Consider the following 17,323-nt stretch of genomic DNA (forward strand, 5'->3'; position numbering starts at 1 on the left):
CGCGATGTTCCAGACCGACGGCTACGAGACGCACGCCCGCTTGATGGCCCCGTCGAAGTTCGAGGCCCTGGCGGCACATTTCGAGGCCAAGCTGGCAGCTCTGCCCGCGGGGGAGCGGCCCGAGCACATGGACGTGCCGCACCTGACCGACCCGGCGTTGTTCTCCTGGCTGCTGGACCCGGACGTGCTGGACCTCGTCGAGTCGTTGATCGGCCCGGACATCGCGCTCTTCTCGTCCCACTTCATCTGCAAGCCCGCCGGTGACGGCAAACCCGTGCCGTGGCACCAGGACGCGCACTTCTGGCGCGACACCATCTCGCCCGCGGGCGAGGCCATCACCGTCTGGCTGGCCATCGACCCGTCCACCGTCCAGAACGGCTGCTTGCGCGTGATCCCCGGCAGCCATCTCGCGCCCGTGTCGCATCACGGCAACTCCGACTCGTTCTTCAACCAGGAGACCTCGGTCGACGAGTCGCGCGCGGTGGACGTGGAGCTGGAGCGCGGCGCGTGCAGCGTCCACTCGGCGATGCTGGTGCACGGCAGTCCGCCGAACCGCAGCACTTTGCGGCGCTGCGGCTACACCATGCGGTACATGCCGACGACCGTGCGGTTCCTGAAATCCGGTGAGCACAGGATCTACCTCGCCCGGGGTCGCGACCACGCGGGCAACACGTACGCGCCGGTGCCCTGACGCGAGTCCTCCGCTTCGGGCGAAGGGCAGACGACACGCCGAGCCCAGAGGGAAGGCGGTGGTCCGTGCGCGAGCTCCCAAGTGGATTGAAGGTCAGCGGGTCGCCAGACGCACGTATCCGCACCCTCGGCCGTCACCTGCATGGACGCGCGACCCACGCTGCACTGAACCGCACGTGCTCATGCCCACCGCGGCCGAGCCGTACGCCGAGGGGATCATCCCGCTGACCGACCTCGAAGCGTTGAGTCCTTGAATGGACAACAAATGGTCGGATGACCTTCGCAGGTGGTCTGGTCCAGCTTGATCGATCCTCCACCTTGACCGGCCCGTGAGCCGGACATAGCGTACGGGAAAGCGCTTTCCGACCAAGGGAGCTTCGTGAAACCGGTTTCGGGGGACCGCTGGCGTGGCGTCGCCGAGCGATCGTGGCGTCCGGCCGCGCTGCTCGCCGCCTGCCTCGTGATCTGGCACCTCATCACCGTCACCGGCCTGGTCGAGGCCTACCTCGTGCCGTCACCGGGCAAGACGTTCGACCTGCTGGTCGACAAGTGGTCCTACCTCTGGGGCCACACCTGGGTCACCACCTACGAGACGATCCTCGGCTTCGTCATCGCTGGCGTCCTCGGTGTCCTCATGGCCGTCGCGATGGTCTACTCGCGGACGATCGAGAGCACCGCGTACCCGGTCCTGCTGTTCGCCCAGGTCATCCCCAAGATCGCCATCGCGCCGCTGTTCGTGGTGTGGCTCGGCTTCGGCTTCGAGCCCAAGGTCATCGTGGCCGTGCTGATGGCGTTCTTCCCGGTCGTGATCTCCACCGTCACCGGTCTCAAGTCGGTCGACGCCGAGATGCTCGAGCTCGCGGCCACGATGGGCGGCGGACCGGTCAAGACGTTCGTGAAGATCCGCTTCCCGGCCGCGCTGCCGCACCTGTTCGCGGGCCTCAAGGTTGCGGTGACGCTGGCCGTGACCGGTGCCGTCGTCGGCGAGTTCGTCGGCTCCAACGAAGGCCTCGGGTACGTGATCCTGCAGGCCAACGGCAACATGGACACCCCGATGCTGTTCGCCGGGCTGATCGTCATCTCGGTGGTCGGCATCCTCCTCTTCCTCCTGCTCGACCTCGCCGAGCAGCTGATGCTGCCGTGGCACTCCAGCAGGCGTGGCGCCGCCGTCACAACCCTTCTCGCGAAAGGCGGATCATGAAGAAGCTGCTCGCAGGCCTTCTCCCCGCGATGGTGCTGATCGCCGCCTGCGGTGGTGGCGGTGGCAACTCGGCACAACCCGGTGAGGCCAAAGACGTCACGCTGACGCTCAACTGGTACCCGTACGGCGAGCACGCGCCGTTCTACTACGGGCTCAAGCAGGGCATCTACGAGAAGCACGGCATCAAGCTGAAGATCCAGGCGGGCCAGGGTTCCGGCAAGACGGTCCAGGCGACGGGCGCCGGGCAGACCGACTTCGGCTGGGCCGACACGTCCGCGCTCGCCACCGCCGTGGAGCAGGGCGTGCCGGTGAAGAGCGTCGGCGTGTTCCTGCAGACGACGCCCGCGTCCGTGCAGTTCTTCTCCGAGAAGAACATCAAGAAGCCCGAGGACCTCAAGGGCAAGTCCGTCGCCACGACGGCGGGTGACGCGCTCACGAAGACGTTCCCGGCGTTCCTCAAGCAGAACGGCATGCAGGAGTCCGACGTCTCCATCCAGAACATCGACCCGGCGGGCAAGATGGCCGCGGTGATCTCCGGCCGCACGGACGTGTTGCTGGGCTTCGCGTCCGACCAGGGGCCGACGATCAAGGAGAAGGCCGGCAAGGACGTCGGCTACCTGCGGTTCTCCGAGTTCGGGTTGAACTACTTCAGCAACGGACTGCTCACGTCGAAGTCCATGCTGCAGAAGGACCCGGAGCTCGTGAAGAAGATGGTCGCGGCCACGCAGGAGGCCTGGACCGCCGCGGAGAAGTCGCCGGACGCCGCGGCCGAGTCGATGAAGGGTGCCGCCGAGCAGTTGCCGTCGCCGACGGTCGTGCTGGAGCAGTTCAAGACCACGCTGACGTTGCTGCACACCGAGGGGACAAAGGGCAAGGCACCGGGCGTCAACTCCGTGGACGACTGGAAGAAGACCATCGACACGTTCAAGCAGACCGGCATCATCAAGGAAGCGTCCGAGCCGTCGGCGTACTGGGAAGAAAGCGTCGCCCCGAAGGGATGAACACAGCAGGGATGAGCGCAGCAGGGATGAGCACCAGCGCAACAGTCACCGCCGCCGTTGAGATCAACAGCGTCTCCGTGCGCTTCCACTCGAAGCGCACGGAGGTCACCGCGATCGAGCAGGTCTCGCTCGACGTCGCGCCCGGCGAGTTCGTGTCGATCGTCGGGCCGTCGGGGTGCGGCAAGTCGACGCTGCTCAAGCTCGTGTCCGGGTTGCTGAAGCCGAGTGCCGGCTCGGTGCGGCTGCTCGGCGAGGAGGTGCGCGGGCCTCGGCACGACATCGGGTTCGTGTTCCAGCGGGCGGCGTTGCTCGAGTGGCGTTCCGCGCGGCGCAACATCCTGCTGCAGGCCGAGATGCGCGGCATGAACTCCGCCGAGGCGGGCAAGCGTGCCGACGAGCTCATCGAAATGACCGGACTCTCGGGGTTCGAAGGTGCCCTGCCGCATGAGCTGTCCGGTGGCATGCAGCAGCGCGTGGCGTTGTGCCGCGCGCTGCTGCATCAGCCGCGGGTGCTGCTGATGGACGAACCGTTCGGCGCGCTGGACGCGTTGACGCGCGAGCAGATGAACGTCGAGCTGCACCGGGTGTGGCGGGAGACCGGCACGACGGTGCTGCTCGTGACGCACTCGATCGCGGAGTCGGTGTACCTGGCGAACCGGGTGATCGTGCTGACGCGGCGGCCGGCGTTGGTCAAGGAGGTCATCGAGGTCGACCTGCCCGCGGAGCGCGACTACTCCGAGACGATGGCGCGCCCGGAGTTCGCCTCGGCCACCGCGCACATCCGCGACCTGCTCGGAGCTGTGACGGGACACGACTGAACGCAGGACTTGACCGGCCTTGACCGACCCTCTTGTGAGGCAGGTCACCCGTGGGTAAAGTCTGGCAAGCCGCCGCGTGGTAAGCGCTTTCCGAAGCCGATCCACGAGGTGGTGCGATGTCCGGACGATCGCTCTCGGTCCTTGCAGCCCTGGCCCTCACCGCGGCCACGCTGGTGCCTCAGGCCGCCGCGCAGGCCGGTCCCGTCTCCGACCCCCTCCCGACGCCCGCTCCTTCCGGCGTAGGGGTGAAGCTGCAGGAGATCGCGCGGCTGCCGCAGTCGTCGACCACGCCGGCCGCCGGTGACAGCAGGCTCAAGCAGTACAACAGGATCAACTACCTCGGCGAGATCCCGGACGGGTCCGGCCGGTTCTTCGTGCCGGACATGAACGGCAAGCTGTACACGCTGAACCGCGACGGCAGCGGGCAGCGCACGTACCTCGACGTCCGCGCCACGATCGGCTCGACGTTCCACAACCACCAGGGGCTCGGCAGCGGGTTCGGCTTCGTCGCGTTCCACCCGCAGTTCGCCACCAACGGCAAGTTCTACACCGCGCACACCGAAGCCAAGGACGCGCTGAAGAACCGCAAACCGGACCTTCCGTCATCGTCGAACGCGGTGGTGCACGGCGTGATCACCGAGTGGACCGCGACGGATCCCAAGGCCGCCACGTTCTCGGGCACCCGGCGCGAGCTGTTGCGGATCGGGTTCGAGATGTACCTGCACGGCTTCCAGCAGATCGGCTTCGGCCCCTCCGACGGCCTGCTGTACCTGGCCACCGGCGACGGCGGCATCGGCTACCGCTCGGACGTGCCACAGGACGTGAAGGTGCCGCAGGGCAAGATCCTGCGCATCGACCCCTCGGGCTCCAACAGCGGCAACAAGAAGTACGGGATTCCACCCACGAACCCGTTCCTGGGCAAGCCGGGCGCGCTGGCCGAGCTCTACGCGATCGGCATGCGCGACCCGTATCGGTTCAGCTGGGACACCGGCGGCACGCACAAGATGTTCCTGGGACACATCGGCGAGAAGGTCGTCGAGTCGGTCTACGAGGTCACGCCGGGCGCGAACCTCGGCTGGGGGCAACGGGAAGGCCACCTGACCTACCGCCGCAACGATCCCAAGTGCCAGCTCTACCCGTTGCCGGCAGACGACGCGAAGTTCGGCTACACCTATCCGGTCGCGGGCTTCGACCACAACCGGCCCAACGGCGGGTGCGGGGACAGCGGCAACGCGTTGATCGGCGGCTTCGTGTACCGCGGCACGGCGATTCCCGCCCTGCAGGGCAAGTACGTCTACGGCGAGGGCGTGAAGGGCCTGCTGTACTACGCCGACGAGAAGGACATGCGGGCCGGTGCGCCGATCGCGAAGACGTTCGAGCTCGCGGTGTACGACTCGGCGGGCAAGCGCACGACGATGAAGACGCTGGCCGGTAAGAGCCGCGTCGACCTGCGGTTCGGCACGGACGCGGCGGGCGAGCTCTACGTGCTGGCCAAGGCGAACGGCAAGATCTGGAAGGTCACCGGGACGATCCAGACGCTGGAAGCCTGCGACCCCGGCAGTGACGTCGTCAGCGGGGTGACCGCCGCTCGTGACTGGAAGCCCGTCACGCCCTCGCGCTGGCGCTTCCCCGGCACCGAAGTGGTGCTGTCGAAGGCGGGAACGGCGAGGCCAGGTCCGCGGCGTCCCAACGAGTACGCCGTCGTCACCAAGGGACCGGCGTTCGGCAACGTGACCATCGACGCCCAGGTGCGGCTCGACACCCCTGTCTCGCAGAAGGACCGCGACGTCGTGATCGTGTTCGGGTACCAGTCCGACACGCGGTTCTACTACGCGCACCTCTCGTCGGACAACAAGATCTACCCGCACAACGGGATCTTCCTCGTCGACAACGCCGACCGGCTGCGCATCGACGACCAGTGGAACGGCTCCGTCGGTGCGCCGCCCGCCGTGACGGACATGAAGTGGCACAAGGTCCGCATCACGCACTGCACGGACACCGGCGTGATCGCGGTGTACGTGGACGGCTCGTCGCAGCCGTTGATGACCGCGACCAGCACGGTGCTCAAGTCGGGGCGGATCGGGTTCGGTTCGTTCGACAACATCGGCCGCGTGGCCGACCTCCGGATCAGCGGGAAGGCACAGTGATGAGGAAAGCTCTGCCGGGACTCTGCCTGGTGCTGGCGATGGCCGCACCGGCGCAGGCCCAGCCCCCGTCAGAAGTGTTCCCCGGCATCGCGTCCGCGGTCGTGAACCACTACGACTTCGAGCACCCGCTGGCTGGTGACCTGAAGAAGGAGGACGACATCGGCCGTGCCGACTCGCGCACACCGATCTCGTTGATCAACGGCGGCGCGGCGATGCGGGTCGCGGACGGCGCGTTCCCGGGCTCGACGACGTCGTTGCAGCTCAAGCAGGTGCAGCCGAACAAGAAGAGCAACGACGACTGGAAGGCCGGTCTCTACAGCACTTCCGGTGTCGCGTCGATGAAGGCGTTCAGCAAGGCGCGCAGCATGTCGATCATGACGTGGGTGAAGGTCACCGGCGAGGCGCCCGCGCGGAACTCGAACTCGTCCGGGACCGGCGACTTCTACGGCGCGATCGGGTTTGCGGGGATTCTGTCGGGTGACTCGGACGGGCACGCCGCCCGTGCGTTGCTGGAGGCGGAGAACCACGACGGCGGGATGCGGCTGATCTCCCTCGGTCGCCGGATCGACGGCGGCGGCAAGCAGTTCTGGGTGTCCAAGGCCGAGCTCAAGACGTTGCTGCCCGAAGGAAAGTGGGTGTTCCTGGCCGGCACCTTCGACTTCGACAACGGCACGGTCGGCCTGTATCTCGACGGCAAGCCCGTCGAGGGCTCGTACGCGGTCAAGGGCGATCCGTGGAAGATCATCGGAGCTCCCGAGCCCGACGTGACCTCCGCGACGAACCCGCGCGGTATCAAGATCGGCGGCAGCCACCCGCAGAACAACCGCGAGACCAACGCGTGCAACTGCCGTCTGGACGGGCTCATGTTCCTCGACCGCGCCCTGACCGCCGAGGAGGTGCGCGGGCAGTACGACTGGGTGACCAAAGGTCGGAGGTGAGGGGTTGTAACCACCTTATTAGCTAGGTAGATTCCGGTGGCCGCTGCAATGGAAAGCGCTTTCCGCTGCCGTGCTGCCACGGCCTGGCCCACAGGGTGGTGGGGATGTACAGACGGTTATCTCTTTTGGCTGTCACAACATTCGTGCTCTCAGCATTGCTCGTGCCCATCGCGTCGGCGCAGTCGGATGCGCCGATCGCCGACCCGTTGCCCACGCCCGGTGCCTCGGGCATCGGCCTGGAGCTGACCGAGGTGGCGCAGCTGCCGGAGTCGAAACCGGTTCCGCCGCCGACCGACGCACGACTGCGCCGCTACAACAGGATCAACTACCTCGGCGAGCTGCCCGACGGCTCCGGCCGCCTGTTCGTGCCGGACATGAACGGCAAGCTCTACCTGCTCGACCACGGCGTCCAGCACGCGTACCTGGACCTGGGCGCCGTGGTGGGCCCCGACTTCCACAACCACAAGGGCCTGGGCAGCGGCTTCGGCTTCGCCGCGTTCCACCCGGACTTCAGGCGCAACGGCAAGTTCTACACCGTGCACACCGAGACCGGTTCCGCGCTGACCACGAAGAAGCCCGACCTGCCGTCACCCGCGGACATGCAGGTGCACGGCGTGATCACCGAGTGGACCGCCTCGGATCCGCGCGCCGACCTGTTCTCCGGCACGCACCGCGAGATCCTGCGCGTCGGCTACGCGTCGTTTATCCACGGGTTCCAGGAGATCGGGTTCAACCCGAACGCCCACTGGTGGGACGAGGACCACAACCTGCTCTACATCGCGTCGGGTGACGGCGGTATCGGTCTGACGACGACCGTGCCGCAGGACCTGGCGCTGCCGCAGGGCAAGATCCTGCGCATCGACCCGGCCGGCCACAACGGCGTGAACGGCCAGTACGGCATCCCGCGCTCGAACCCGTTCCTGTCGCGTGCCGGTGCGCTGGGCGAGATCTACGCGTACGGCATGCGCGACCCGTACCGCTTCAGCTGGGACTCCGGCGGTTCGCACAAGATGTTCCTCGGCCACATCGGTGAGAAGGCCGTGGACTCGGTGTACGAGGTGCGCAAGGGCGCCAACCTCGGCTGGAGCGAGCGGGAGGGCTTCTGGGCGTACCACAAGAACGACCCGTCCTGCGGCGTGTTCCCGTTGCCCGCCGACGATGCTCAGTTCGGCTACACGTACCCCGTGACGGCGTTCGACCACAACCGGCTCGCCTCGTCACGGCCGTGTGCCGACAGCGGTAACGCGTTGATGGGCGGCTTCGTCTACCGCGGCTGGAAGATCCCTTCGTTGCGTGGCAAGTACATCTACGGCGAGGGCGTCAAGGGTCTCATCTACTACGCCGAAGAACGCGAGATGCGCACTGGCAAACCGATGGCCACCACGCGCGAGATGATGGTGTACGTGGGTGGTCAGCTGACCACGATGAAGGCGTTGGTCAACGACCCGAACCGCGTCGACCTGCGGTTCGGCCAGGACGCCGCCGGTGAGCTCTACGTGCTGGCCAAGGCGAACGGCAAGATCTGGAAGGTGACGGGTGCCCGCACCTTCGCCTCCTGCCGCACCGGGCACGATTTCGTCGCCGGGGCGTCGGGCGCGCGTTCGTGGGAGCCCGTGACGCCCGCGCTGTGGCAGTTCCCCGGTCGTGAAGTCGTGCTGGCCCAACCGGGTGTGGCACGTCCCGGCCCGCGCCGGCCGTTCGAGTACGCCGTCCTGAAGAAGGGTCCGGCGTACGGCTCGGTGCAGATCGACGCCTCGGTACGGCTCGACACCCCGGTGTCCGAGTCCAACCGGGACGTGATCATCGTGTTCGGCTACCGGTCCGACACCGAGTTCTACTACGCGCATCTCTCGTCCGACAACAAGATCTACCCGCACAACGGGATCTTCGTCGTCAACAACGCCGACCGCCTGCGCCTCGACCACCAGTGGGACGCCGCACGATCAGTTGGCGCCGCACCGGCTGTTTCCGATACGGCGTGGCATCGTGTGAGGGTCAGACAATGCGTTGATACCGGCGAGATCGCGGTGTACGTGGACGGTTCGCCGTACCCGCTGATGACCGCCGTGGACAAGACCTTCTCGTCGGGCCGCGTCGGCTTCGGTTCCTTCGACAACATCGGCAGACTGCGCGACCTCCGCGTGCAGGGCAAGGGAGTGCGGTGATGAGACGACTGCTCGTTCTCGGCGTGGCTGCGGCCTTCTTCCTGGGCCTGGCCGCACCCGCACAGGCCACCTTCGGCACGGTCCTGCCCACGTTGTCCCGCAACCTGGTGTCGTACTACGACTTCGAGCATCCGGTGCGCGGCAACAAGGCCCTGGAACAGGACAGCGGCCGCTCGGGCACCTCGTTGCAGCTGATCAACGGCGGCGCCGACATGCGGGTGCGGGACGGCGCGTTCTGGCGCAGCCACAACTCGTTGCAGCTCAAGCAGGTCAACCCCACCGTCGCCGGCAACGACGACTGGAAGGCGGGCCTCTACAGCGAAACCGGCGTGCCGACCCTGCGTGCCTTCAACGGCGCGCGCCAGGCGTCGATCATGGGCTGGGTGAAGATGACGGGCCAGAACCCCGCCCCGAACTCGAACTCGGCCAACCCTGACGACTTCTACGGCGCGATCGGCCTGGCCGGCGTGCTCTCCGGCGACTCCAACGGCCACGCCGTGCGCGCGCTGCTGGAGCTGATCCAGGTCGACGGCGAACTGAAGCTCGTCGCACTGGCCCGGCGCATCGACGGCGGCGACTCGCAGACGTTCGCCGCGACCGAGCCGTGGCAGAAGCTGTTGCCGCAGAACGAATGGGTGTTCCTCTCGGCCACCTTCGACTTCGACACGGGCGCGATGGTCCTGTACCGCAACGGAAAGCCTCTCGACGGCAAGTACGTCGTCGCGGGCGACCCGTGGAAGCTGGTCGGTGAACCGGAGCCTGATCTGGCGTCGGCGACCGACCCGCGCGGCATCAAGATCGGCGGCAGCTACCCGCAGAACACCCGCGAGGGCAACGCCTGCAACTGCCGGATGGACAGCCTGATGTTCCTCGACCGCGTCGCGAAGCCGTGGGAGGTGCACCTCCAGTACCACTGGATGAAGGGCTGACCCGAACCCGTCCGAACGCGCCGTGGCCCTCGCTCCTCTGCGAGGGCCACGGCGACCGTGCGAGCGGTCAGTCGAACACGAGGACGCCCTGCGTGACCGGCTGCATCGTGCCCACCTCGGCCTTGCTCACCTTCATCCTGGTGACGTCGGCGATCACCTGGCCGTCGGTGCCGACGAACGTCACCTTCGCGGGCACCAAGCCCGGCAGTTCGGCCGTCATCTCGTTGATGGCGAACGAGTTCGCGTCGTCGTCCACGTCCAGCTGCACGCCGGCGAACGCGGTCTGCCCCGGCTGGAGCGTGATCGACGGCCCCTCGCCGGGGATCAGCTTCTGCTCCACCGGGATCGCGGCCGGCTGGTTCGCGGGGTTGGTGAACGCGAGCTTCGGCCAGCCCTGGAAGGTGATCGGCGCGGTGCTCTGGTTGGTCGCGGCGAGCAGGCCCAGGCCGGGCTTGCCCTGCATGGTCAGCTCGACCTTGACGGCGGGCTTCTGCTTGTCGCTCGCGGAGGTCGGCGCAGAGCTCGTCGGGGACGGTGTCCGGGGTGCCGGACTCGGCGTCGGCCCGCCGCAGGCCGTGGCGGCGACCGCGAGAACGACGGCGAGGATCGTGACGCGCATGAACTGGCCCCTTAGCACCGGTGGATCGAGTTGATCACCATCGAATAGCCCGAACCGGGAGCACGATAAACCTCCGCCGTTCGGTCGAGTGGCGGAGTCCGGCTCCCTTGATCGAGACGTCCAAGTGGTCCCTGCGTTGCACGAAGTGCTCGAGGAGCGCTCGAGCACCAGGTCAGCGCCCTTGTACGTGCATTGGCAACGGATCGGATCGGTGAGCTGCGCCGGTCGGGGACCTCGTGGAGGCGCCAGGATGTGGTCATGGACGAACTCACTGCACAGCTGGAACAGGTTTTCGGTGTCGCGCAGAGCCGGGAGACCGGACTGCTGATCGACACGTTCGACGGCGCGGGGGTGGACACCGGTAAGGAGGTCGTCGCGGTCAGCGTGACCAACACCCGTGTCGTCCCGTGGTCTCAGACCCGTGCCGTCGCGTGGACCAACACCCGCGTCGTCGCCTGGAGCAACACCCGTGTCGTCGCCTGGTGCGGCAACACCCGTGTTGCCGTTCCGGCGTGACGTCACCACGCATCGGGTTCAAGCGGCACCTGCGTGCCGAGGCGGTACCGGGCGACGCGGTGTACGTGTTCTCCGAGGAGGACACCACCGCGTTGCGCGGCCCTCACGTCGAGGCGCTCGCCGCATTGCTCGACGGCAGCAGGGATCTCGCCGCGGTGCGGCGTGAGCTGGACGCGCCCGCTGAGCACGCGGCCGGTCTGCTGACCCAGTTCGCACAGGCGGGACTCATCGGCCTGCACACGTCGGGCTCGGCCTACTGGGACGCGCTGGGCGTCGAACCCGCGGGGACGCCCGACATCGACGTGGTCTCTCTTGGTGTCGACGCCGATCTGCCCCCGATCGCCGAGGGCGACGGCGCGCTGACCGTCGTCCTGGTGTCGGACTACCTCGTCGACGGTCTGTCCGAAGTGGACGAGAAGCTGCGTGCTGCTGGCCGGCCGTGGCTGTTGGCCAAGCCGTTGGGCGCCAAGGTGTCCATCGGCCCGTTCTTCACGCCGGGCGAGGGGCCGTGCTACCACTGCCTTGCCCACCGGCTGTGGTCGAACCGCGCCGCCGAGGCCCACGTGAGCGAAGCACTCGGCCTGCCGGGCGCGGTGCCGAGATCTCTCGTCGACTTCGCGCCGCTGCGGGCCGTCGCGCTGAACCTGGTGGCCCTGGAGGCGGCGAAGTGGGTCGCCGGCCACCGCTACGCCGGTCAGCGGGAGCTGTGGACGTTCGACAGCCTCGACCTCACCGGCAGGCGGCACTCCGTCTCCGTCCGTCCACAGTGTCCTTCCTGCGGCGACCCGGCCCTGATGCGCGAGCAGGCCTGGCGCCCGGTCGAACTCTCCGCACGGCCGACGGTGCACACGGCGGGTGGTGGACACCGTTCCGCGGCCCCGCAAGAGGTGCTCGCGGCCTACCGCCACCTGGTCAGCCCGGTCACCGGGGTGGTGAAGGACGTCGTGCGCGACGAGCGCGGCCCGGCGTTCTTCAACGTCTTCCGCTCCGGCCCGAACGTCGCACGCGGTCACCGCGGCGCTGCGCACCTCGGTTCCGCTCTGCGTTCCCAGAACGGTGGCAAGGGCGTCACCGCACTGGACGCCGAGGTGGGCGCGTTGTGCGAGGCCCTGGAACGGCACAGCGCGCTGGCCGAGGGCGATGAGGCGCACGTCCGCGGCAGCTACACCTCGCTCGGCGCCCGAGCGATCCACCCGGACGCGGTCCACCTCTACGACCCTCGCCAGTTCGACGGCCGGGACGCCTGGAACGCCGCGCACTCGGACTTCCAGCACGTCTGCGCTCCGTTCGACGACGACTCCGAGATCGACTGGACCCCGGTGTGGTCCCTCACCCGCGGCGAACACCGTCTGCTGCCGACGGAACTGCTCTACTTCCGGGCCCCGGCCGACGAGCAGCTCATGGTCGACACCAACGGCAACGCCGCCGGATCCTCGCTGGAGGACGCCGTCCTGCAGGGAATGCTGGAGCTCGTCGAACGCGATGCCGTCGCTTTGTGGTGGTACAACCGGACCTCACAGCCACCCGTCGACCTCGGCGGGGACCCGTGGATCGACTCGCTGAGGTCCGTCCACTCCGGACTCGGCCGCGAGGTGTGGGCGCTCGACCTGACCTCGGACATCGGGGTACCCGTCGTGGTCGCGTTCTCCAGGCGGGTGAGCGGGGAGACCGAGGACGTGCGGATGGGCTTCGGCGCCCACCTCGACCCCGCGCTGGCACTGCGGCGCGCGCTGACCGAGATGAACCAGATGATGCCCATCGCGCTGGAGGACCTCCTCGGGCACGACGATCCCGACCTGCGGCACTGGCTCACCACGGCCACCGTGGCGAACCAGCCCTACCTGGTGCCGTCGGGTGCACCGGTGCACCGCCCGTACGCCCCCTCCGGCGACCTGCTGGCAGATGTGCGGGAGGTGCGGGCACGACTGGAGAAGGCGGGGCTGGAGGTGTTCGTGCTCGACCAGACTCGGCCCGACATCGGGCTGCCCGTGGTGAAGGTGATCGTGCCTGGGATGCGCGGTTTCTGGGCGCGGTTCGCACCCGGACGGCTGTTCGACGTGCCGGTCCAGCTCGGCAGGCTCGCCTCGCCCACGCCGTACGAGGAGCTGAACCCGATCCCGATCTTCCTCTGAGCCGTCACAACGTGGCGATCCGGACCGCCTTCGCCATCGCCTCGAACCCCTTGTCACCGGGGTGCAGGTGGTCGCCCTGGTCGTAGTCGGGCCGGATCCGCTGCGGGTCGGACGGGTCGCGGATCACCGCGTCGAAGTCCACCACGGCGTCGAAGCCGGAGCCGGTGCGGATGAACGCGTTCACGGTCTGCCGCACCGACTCCAGCTCGTCGGTGTAGCTGTTCCAGCCCTTGAACGGCGTGATCGTCGCGCCGATCACGCGCAGGCCGCGGTCGTGCGAGCGGGAGGCGATCTGCTTCAGCGCCGCGATGATCTTGGCCGGGTCGGTCTCGTGCGGGGTTTGCTGGATGTCGTTGATGCCCTCGAACACGATGACCGAGCGGACGCCGGTCTGGGTCAGGACGTCGCGGTTCAGGCGGGCCAGGGCGTTCGGGCCCGCCGACCCGCCGTCGAGCAGGAGGCGGTTGCCGCTGATGCCCGCGTTGAGGACGCCGAGGCGGGTGTTGACGCGGTCGGCGAGCTGGTCGGGCCAGCGGAGGTTGGCGCCCCAGGTCGAGTTGGCGCCGTCGGTGATCGAGTCGCCCAGGGCGACCACGCTGCCCTGCAAGGTTGAGGACCGGACGTCCACGCCGGAGAGGAAGTGCCAGGCCGTGGTGCGTTCGCGGAACGCGGCGGCGGACTCTTCGGCCGTGTGGTCGCCGTCGCGGGTGAAGTACGAGTTCTGCATCGTGAGCGAGTGGTGGGTGACCGGGCCGCCGGGGGACGGCGTGAACGTGCTGACCAGGAGGTCCGAGTCGGCCGGGACGTTCAGTGCGACACCGTCGCTGACCACGTCGGCGCCGGGCGGGGCGGTGATCGAGGGCGAGCCGCCGAACGTCAGGGTGCGCATGGTGCCGGGCAACGCGAGCGGCGTGTCGGGGCCGGCCGCGCGGGCCACGGTCACGGCGCCGAAGACGACGGGCGTGCGGCCGTAGGCGTTGGAGAGGCGGACGCGGATCTCCCGGCCACCCGCGCTGACGTGGACGATGTTGCGGATCGAGAAGTTCGGGTAGCCGTTCTCGGTTCCCGGGACCGCCGAGGACGGGGCGGTGGCCCACGTGCCGACCCAGCGCGACGGTGCGGCGTGCGCCGGTGAGGCCGCTGCCACCAACAACGCCACTGCCAGCAGAAAGCGTGTCATGTCCTCGACCTTGGCAGCGCTCTCGCACGCGCGGTATCCGCCGATCTTCGGGTCTAGGCCGTGTCCTGCAAGTCCGTTCGATGAGAGTCACGGGCGAGAGGCCCGGAGACGGTGCCGCCGAAGCGGCCTGATACCGGGCGTGTTCGGGTGCTTCGGCGGTGCCGTCTCCGGGCCCCTCGGCCGCGACTGTCGCGGACGAGACTTGCAGGACACGGCCTAGGCTGCATCCGTGTGGAACGGGGCTGAGTACCAGCGCAGGTTCGACTCGCTCGCCGAGTCGGGAGTCGACGTGCACGGCGAGGCGGCGTTCGTGCGGGCCTATGCGCCGAAGACCGTGCTGGACGCCGGGTGCGGCACCGGGCGGGTCGCGATCGAGCTGGCCAGGCACGGCATCGAGGTCGTCGGGGCGGACAAGGACGAGTCGATGATCGCCTACGCGCGCGACACGGCGCCCGGCATCACGTGGGTGCGGTCCGACCTGGCCGAACTCGATCTGGGACGCACGTTCGACGTCGTGGTCATGGCGGGCAACGTGCCGTTGTTCACCGAGCCCGGCACGCAGGACAGGCTCGTCGCGGGCGTGGCGCGGCACGTGGGGAAGGTGCTGGTCGCCGGGTTCAGCCTCGATCGCGGCTACACGGTCGAGGAGTACGACGAGCACTGCGCGAAGGCCGGGCTGCGGCTGGCCGAGCGGTTCGCGACGTGGGACCGGGAAGCGTTCCGGAACGGGAGCTACGCCGTCTCCGTGCACATGTCTTGATTGGGCCAGATTCTGGTCTTGCGTCCTCTGCACGGTGTAGGTCTGGATGATCTACGAGCAGGGGGATGCATGCGTTTACTCGGAGCAGTCGCCGTCGCCGCGCTGGTGCTGAGCGGGCAGACCGCCGTCGCGGCACCGGCGCCGATCGAACCTGACCCGCTGCTGGCGTTCCTTCAAGATCCGGGCAAGGTGGACCTCGCGAAGGCGGCGAAGGCACGGGAGGCCAGGACCAGGGCGCGGGTGCTCGGCGCGCAGGCACCCGGCCACACCTACGCCGAACGGGAGCCCGCATCGGCGCGCGGCCACAACGACAGCCCGTGGCGAGCCGAGTCGACGGGCTTCAAACGCAGCGCGCTGTTCACCGGGTCGCTGCTCGCGGATCCGACGATGCCGACCGCGAAGGAGTTCGCGGAACCCAATGACACGCAGGCGACCGCGAGCGACACGCAGGTCGGCACCACGTTCCGCGCGATCCGCACGACGGGCAGGATCTCCGGCGGGGACCAGGACTTCTACCGGCTGCGCGGCACCGGCCTCACGTCGATCGCGACCCGCACGGACGGCAGCGACCTCGACACCGTGCTGACCGTGTTCGACGCGTCGGGCAAGGAGATCGCGTCCAACGACACGGTCGGCGTGAGCACCGACGCCCGGCTCGAAATCGAGTTGGCGGCCGCCGACTACTTCGTGCGCGTCACGGGAACGCAGAACACGCAAGGCTCGTACGAGTTGACGCTCGCGGCCGGCGAAGGCAAGGGCGACAAGGACTTCTTCGCCATCGACCTCAGGGCGGGCGACGTGGTCGGCGCGTCCGTCACGGGTGCGGCGCGCAAGGTCGTCGTGCACGACGACCGCGGACGCGAGGCCATGGGCTCGCAGCAGGACTTCTCGGGCGTGTACCCGAAGGAGAGCCCGTTGCCCGGCGGCGGCAACGCGGTCGCGGACTACGTGGCGCCCCGCGACGGTCGCTACTTCGTCGGGGTCGAGGACGGCGCCGGACGGTACGAGCTGAGTGTCAAGGCGTTCCGGCCCGGCAGCGAAAGGGTCCCGCAGACGGTGTTCGTGGACTTCGACGGCGCCCTCGTCGACACCGGCGTGTGGGGCGCGCCTGGCGAGAAGCAGCTGTCGCCGCTCTCGAAGTTCCTGAAGGACTGGGGTCTGTCCGAAAAGGATGAAAGCGCGGTCGTCTCCGCCGCCGTCGACACGATCCGGGAGAACCTCGCGCTGCACGGGAGGTTCGGTGTCAAGCTGCTCAACAGCCGCGACCACCGGGACCCGTGGGGTCAGAAGAACGTGAGCCGCCTGGTCATCGGCGGCACGATCGCCGAGTCCGGCGTCGAGACCGTCGCCATCGCGCAGTCCATCGACCCCGGCAACTTCGGGCACGAGGAGACCGCGATGGTGCAGCTGGACCTGCTGAGCCAGCCCGCGGGGCCGCCGGTGTCGCTCAACACCTACCTCAGGCCCGGGAGCGACGAGGTCAGGTTCGTCGGCCGGGCTCTGGGCAACATCGCGGCGCACGAGTTGGGGCACCTGTCCGGTTCGTGGCACCAGCACCAGTTCAACGAGCACGACACGTTGATGGACCAGGGCGGTAACCCGAAGGCGATGTTCGCGGTCGGCGCGGACGGCGCCGGCGGCACCGCGGACGACACCGACATCGACTTCGGTGAGGACCAGTTCGTGCCGAACGAGGGCTTCACCGGTGTGGAGGACGCCGCCGCCCGCACCCGGTGGGGGTACAGCCGCGGTTAGTACGCTCGGGTGATGGGCAGCGCACGGACCACGAGCGACCTGATCGTCCAGCTCCTGCTGCTGAGCCGCGACATCGAACTGGTGGCGGCTCAGCGGCTGGAGGGGACGAGCACGTCGCTGCGTGCCGTGAGCGTGCTGCTGTGCGCCGACGAGAGCGAGAAGACGCAGGGTGAGATCGCGGACCTCGCGTGCCTCGACAAGTCGACGATGGTCCACCTGGTCGACGCGCTGGAGCAGGAGGGCCTGGCCACGCGCAAGCCGTCGCGAAAGGACCGTCGCGCGCGGGTCGTCGCGGTGACCGCCGCCGGACGCGAACTGGTCGCCTCGACCGAGGGCGTGCTGGGCGAGCTGTACGGCGAGGTGCTCGGCCGCCTGCCCGAAGCGGACCGCGAGTCGTTCCTGCGTTCACTGGCCACGTTGGTCGACGGCCGTCAGGGACGCTGAAGGTTCTTCCGGAGTTTCTCGGTGTGGC

Annotated in this window: 15 protein-coding genes; 13 read left to right on the forward strand and 2 right to left on the reverse strand. The window is 68.4% G+C overall.

Annotated features, from left to right (window positions below; translation table 11 throughout):
• The first annotated feature begins 4 nt into the window (after positions 1-4).
• The 8 genes from ABZ345_RS12650 to ABZ345_RS12685 all read left to right on the forward strand — a co-directional run bounded on the left by ABZ345_RS12650 (position 5) and on the right by ABZ345_RS12685 (position 9,889).
• Complete coding sequence (locus tag ABZ345_RS12650; protein WP_359846403.1) at positions 5-691, forward strand: phytanoyl-CoA dioxygenase family protein; 687 nt, start codon at positions 5-7, stop codon at positions 689-691.
• A 378-nt stretch (positions 692-1,069) separates the two neighbouring features.
• Entirely contained in the window at positions 1,070-1,891 is an 822-nt protein-coding gene (locus tag ABZ345_RS12655; protein ID WP_359846406.1) for an ABC transporter permease, read from the forward strand.
• Positions 1,888-2,892, forward strand: a complete 1,005-nt coding sequence (locus ABZ345_RS12660) for an ABC transporter substrate-binding protein (protein WP_359846409.1) — start codon at positions 1,888-1,890, stop codon at positions 2,890-2,892. Before ABZ345_RS12655 ends, ABZ345_RS12660 begins: the two co-directional genes overlap by 4 nt.
• Before the next feature lie 26 nt (positions 2,893-2,918).
• Positions 2,919-3,710, forward strand: a complete 792-nt coding sequence (locus ABZ345_RS12665) for an ABC transporter ATP-binding protein (RefSeq protein ID WP_359846412.1) — start codon at positions 2,919-2,921, stop codon at positions 3,708-3,710.
• Positions 3,711-3,826: 116 nt separating this feature from the next.
• Positions 3,827-5,857, forward strand: a complete 2,031-nt coding sequence (locus tag ABZ345_RS12670; protein ID WP_359846415.1) for a PQQ-dependent sugar dehydrogenase — start codon at positions 3,827-3,829, stop codon at positions 5,855-5,857.
• Complete coding sequence (locus tag ABZ345_RS12675; RefSeq protein WP_359846418.1) at positions 5,857-6,795, forward strand: LamG-like jellyroll fold domain-containing protein; 939 nt, start codon at positions 5,857-5,859, stop codon at positions 6,793-6,795. The genes ABZ345_RS12670 and ABZ345_RS12675 overlap by 1 nt, the downstream gene beginning before the upstream one ends.
• 161 nt (positions 6,796-6,956) lie before the next feature.
• Positions 6,957-8,960, forward strand: coding sequence for a PQQ-dependent sugar dehydrogenase (locus tag ABZ345_RS12680; protein WP_359846421.1), 2,004 nt, complete (start codon positions 6,957-6,959; stop codon positions 8,958-8,960).
• Complete coding sequence (locus ABZ345_RS12685) at positions 8,960-9,889, forward strand: hypothetical protein (RefSeq protein WP_359846424.1); 930 nt, start codon at positions 8,960-8,962, stop codon at positions 9,887-9,889. Before ABZ345_RS12680 ends, ABZ345_RS12685 begins: the two co-directional genes overlap by 1 nt.
• 67 nt (positions 9,890-9,956) lie before the next feature.
• On the opposite strand, the gene ABZ345_RS12690 is transcribed toward ABZ345_RS12685, so the two are convergent.
• Positions 9,957-10,508, reverse strand: coding sequence for a DUF4232 domain-containing protein (locus tag ABZ345_RS12690; RefSeq protein WP_359846427.1), 552 nt, complete (start codon positions 10,506-10,508; stop codon positions 9,957-9,959).
• 258 nt (positions 10,509-10,766) lie between these two features.
• Here ABZ345_RS12690 and ABZ345_RS12695 point away from each other — a divergent pair, with 258 nt between their 5' ends.
• Positions 10,767-11,024: a hypothetical protein gene (locus ABZ345_RS12695; protein ID WP_359846430.1), complete on the forward strand. Its 258-nt coding sequence runs from the start codon at positions 10,767-10,769 to the stop codon at positions 11,022-11,024.
• A complete protein-coding gene (locus tag ABZ345_RS12700; protein ID WP_359846432.1) occupies positions 11,021-13,156 on the forward strand; it encodes a TOMM precursor leader peptide-binding protein in 2,136 nt (711 codons plus the stop codon). Before ABZ345_RS12695 ends, ABZ345_RS12700 begins: the two co-directional genes overlap by 4 nt.
• A 4-nt stretch (positions 13,157-13,160) precedes the next feature.
• On the opposite strand, the gene ABZ345_RS12705 is transcribed toward ABZ345_RS12700, so the two are convergent.
• Positions 13,161-14,336 (reverse strand): SGNH/GDSL hydrolase family protein, encoded by a 1,176-nt coding sequence (locus ABZ345_RS12705; RefSeq protein WP_359846435.1) that lies wholly within the window; start codon positions 14,334-14,336, stop codon positions 13,161-13,163.
• Between the two features lie 229 nt (positions 14,337-14,565).
• Here ABZ345_RS12705 and ABZ345_RS12710 point away from each other — a divergent pair, with 229 nt between their 5' ends.
• The 3 genes from ABZ345_RS12710 (at position 14,566) to ABZ345_RS12720 (ending at position 17,295) form a co-directional block, all read left to right on the forward strand.
• Positions 14,566-15,096, forward strand: coding sequence for a class I SAM-dependent methyltransferase (locus ABZ345_RS12710; protein ID WP_359846438.1), 531 nt, complete (start codon positions 14,566-14,568; stop codon positions 15,094-15,096).
• Positions 15,097-15,165: 69 nt separating this feature from the next.
• A complete protein-coding gene (locus tag ABZ345_RS12715) occupies positions 15,166-16,851 on the forward strand; it encodes a hypothetical protein (RefSeq protein WP_359846441.1) in 1,686 nt (561 codons plus the stop codon).
• Between the two features lie 12 nt (positions 16,852-16,863).
• Positions 16,864-17,295, forward strand: coding sequence for a MarR family transcriptional regulator (locus ABZ345_RS12720; RefSeq protein ID WP_359846443.1), 432 nt, complete (start codon positions 16,864-16,866; stop codon positions 17,293-17,295).
• Positions 17,296-17,323 lie beyond the last annotated feature (28 nt).

It is taken from the genome of Lentzea sp. NPDC005914, from assembly GCF_040629405.1.
Lineage (GTDB): Bacteria > Actinomycetota > Actinomycetes > Mycobacteriales > Pseudonocardiaceae > Lentzea.

What these genes read in the sequence shown, in the direction of transcription:
- ABZ345_RS12690 (WP_359846427.1), bottom strand. Translation starts at nt 10,508, where the DNA reads ATGCGCGTCACGATCCTCGCCGTCGTTCTCGCGGTCGCCGCCACGGCC.
- ABZ345_RS12675 (WP_359846418.1), top strand. Translation starts at nt 5,857, where the DNA reads ATGAGGAAAGCTCTGCCGGGACTCTGCCTGGTGCTGGCGATGGCCGCA.
- ABZ345_RS12665 (WP_359846412.1), top strand. Translation starts at nt 2,919, where the DNA reads ATGAGCACCAGCGCAACAGTCACCGCCGCCGTTGAGATCAACAGCGTC.
- ABZ345_RS12695 (WP_359846430.1), top strand. Translation starts at nt 10,767, where the DNA reads ATGGACGAACTCACTGCACAGCTGGAACAGGTTTTCGGTGTCGCGCAG.
- ABZ345_RS12650 (WP_359846403.1), top strand. Translation starts at nt 5, where the DNA reads ATGTTCCAGACCGACGGCTACGAGACGCACGCCCGCTTGATGGCCCCG.
- ABZ345_RS12705 (WP_359846435.1), bottom strand. Translation starts at nt 14,336, where the DNA reads ATGACACGCTTTCTGCTGGCAGTGGCGTTGTTGGTGGCAGCGGCCTCA.
- ABZ345_RS12685 (WP_359846424.1), top strand. Translation starts at nt 8,960, where the DNA reads ATGAGACGACTGCTCGTTCTCGGCGTGGCTGCGGCCTTCTTCCTGGGC.
- ABZ345_RS12670 (WP_359846415.1), top strand. Translation starts at nt 3,827, where the DNA reads ATGTCCGGACGATCGCTCTCGGTCCTTGCAGCCCTGGCCCTCACCGCG.
- ABZ345_RS12660 (WP_359846409.1), top strand. Translation starts at nt 1,888, where the DNA reads ATGAAGAAGCTGCTCGCAGGCCTTCTCCCCGCGATGGTGCTGATCGCC.
- ABZ345_RS12715 (WP_359846441.1), top strand. Translation starts at nt 15,166, where the DNA reads ATGCGTTTACTCGGAGCAGTCGCCGTCGCCGCGCTGGTGCTGAGCGGG.
- ABZ345_RS12720 (WP_359846443.1), top strand. Translation starts at nt 16,864, where the DNA reads ATGGGCAGCGCACGGACCACGAGCGACCTGATCGTCCAGCTCCTGCTG.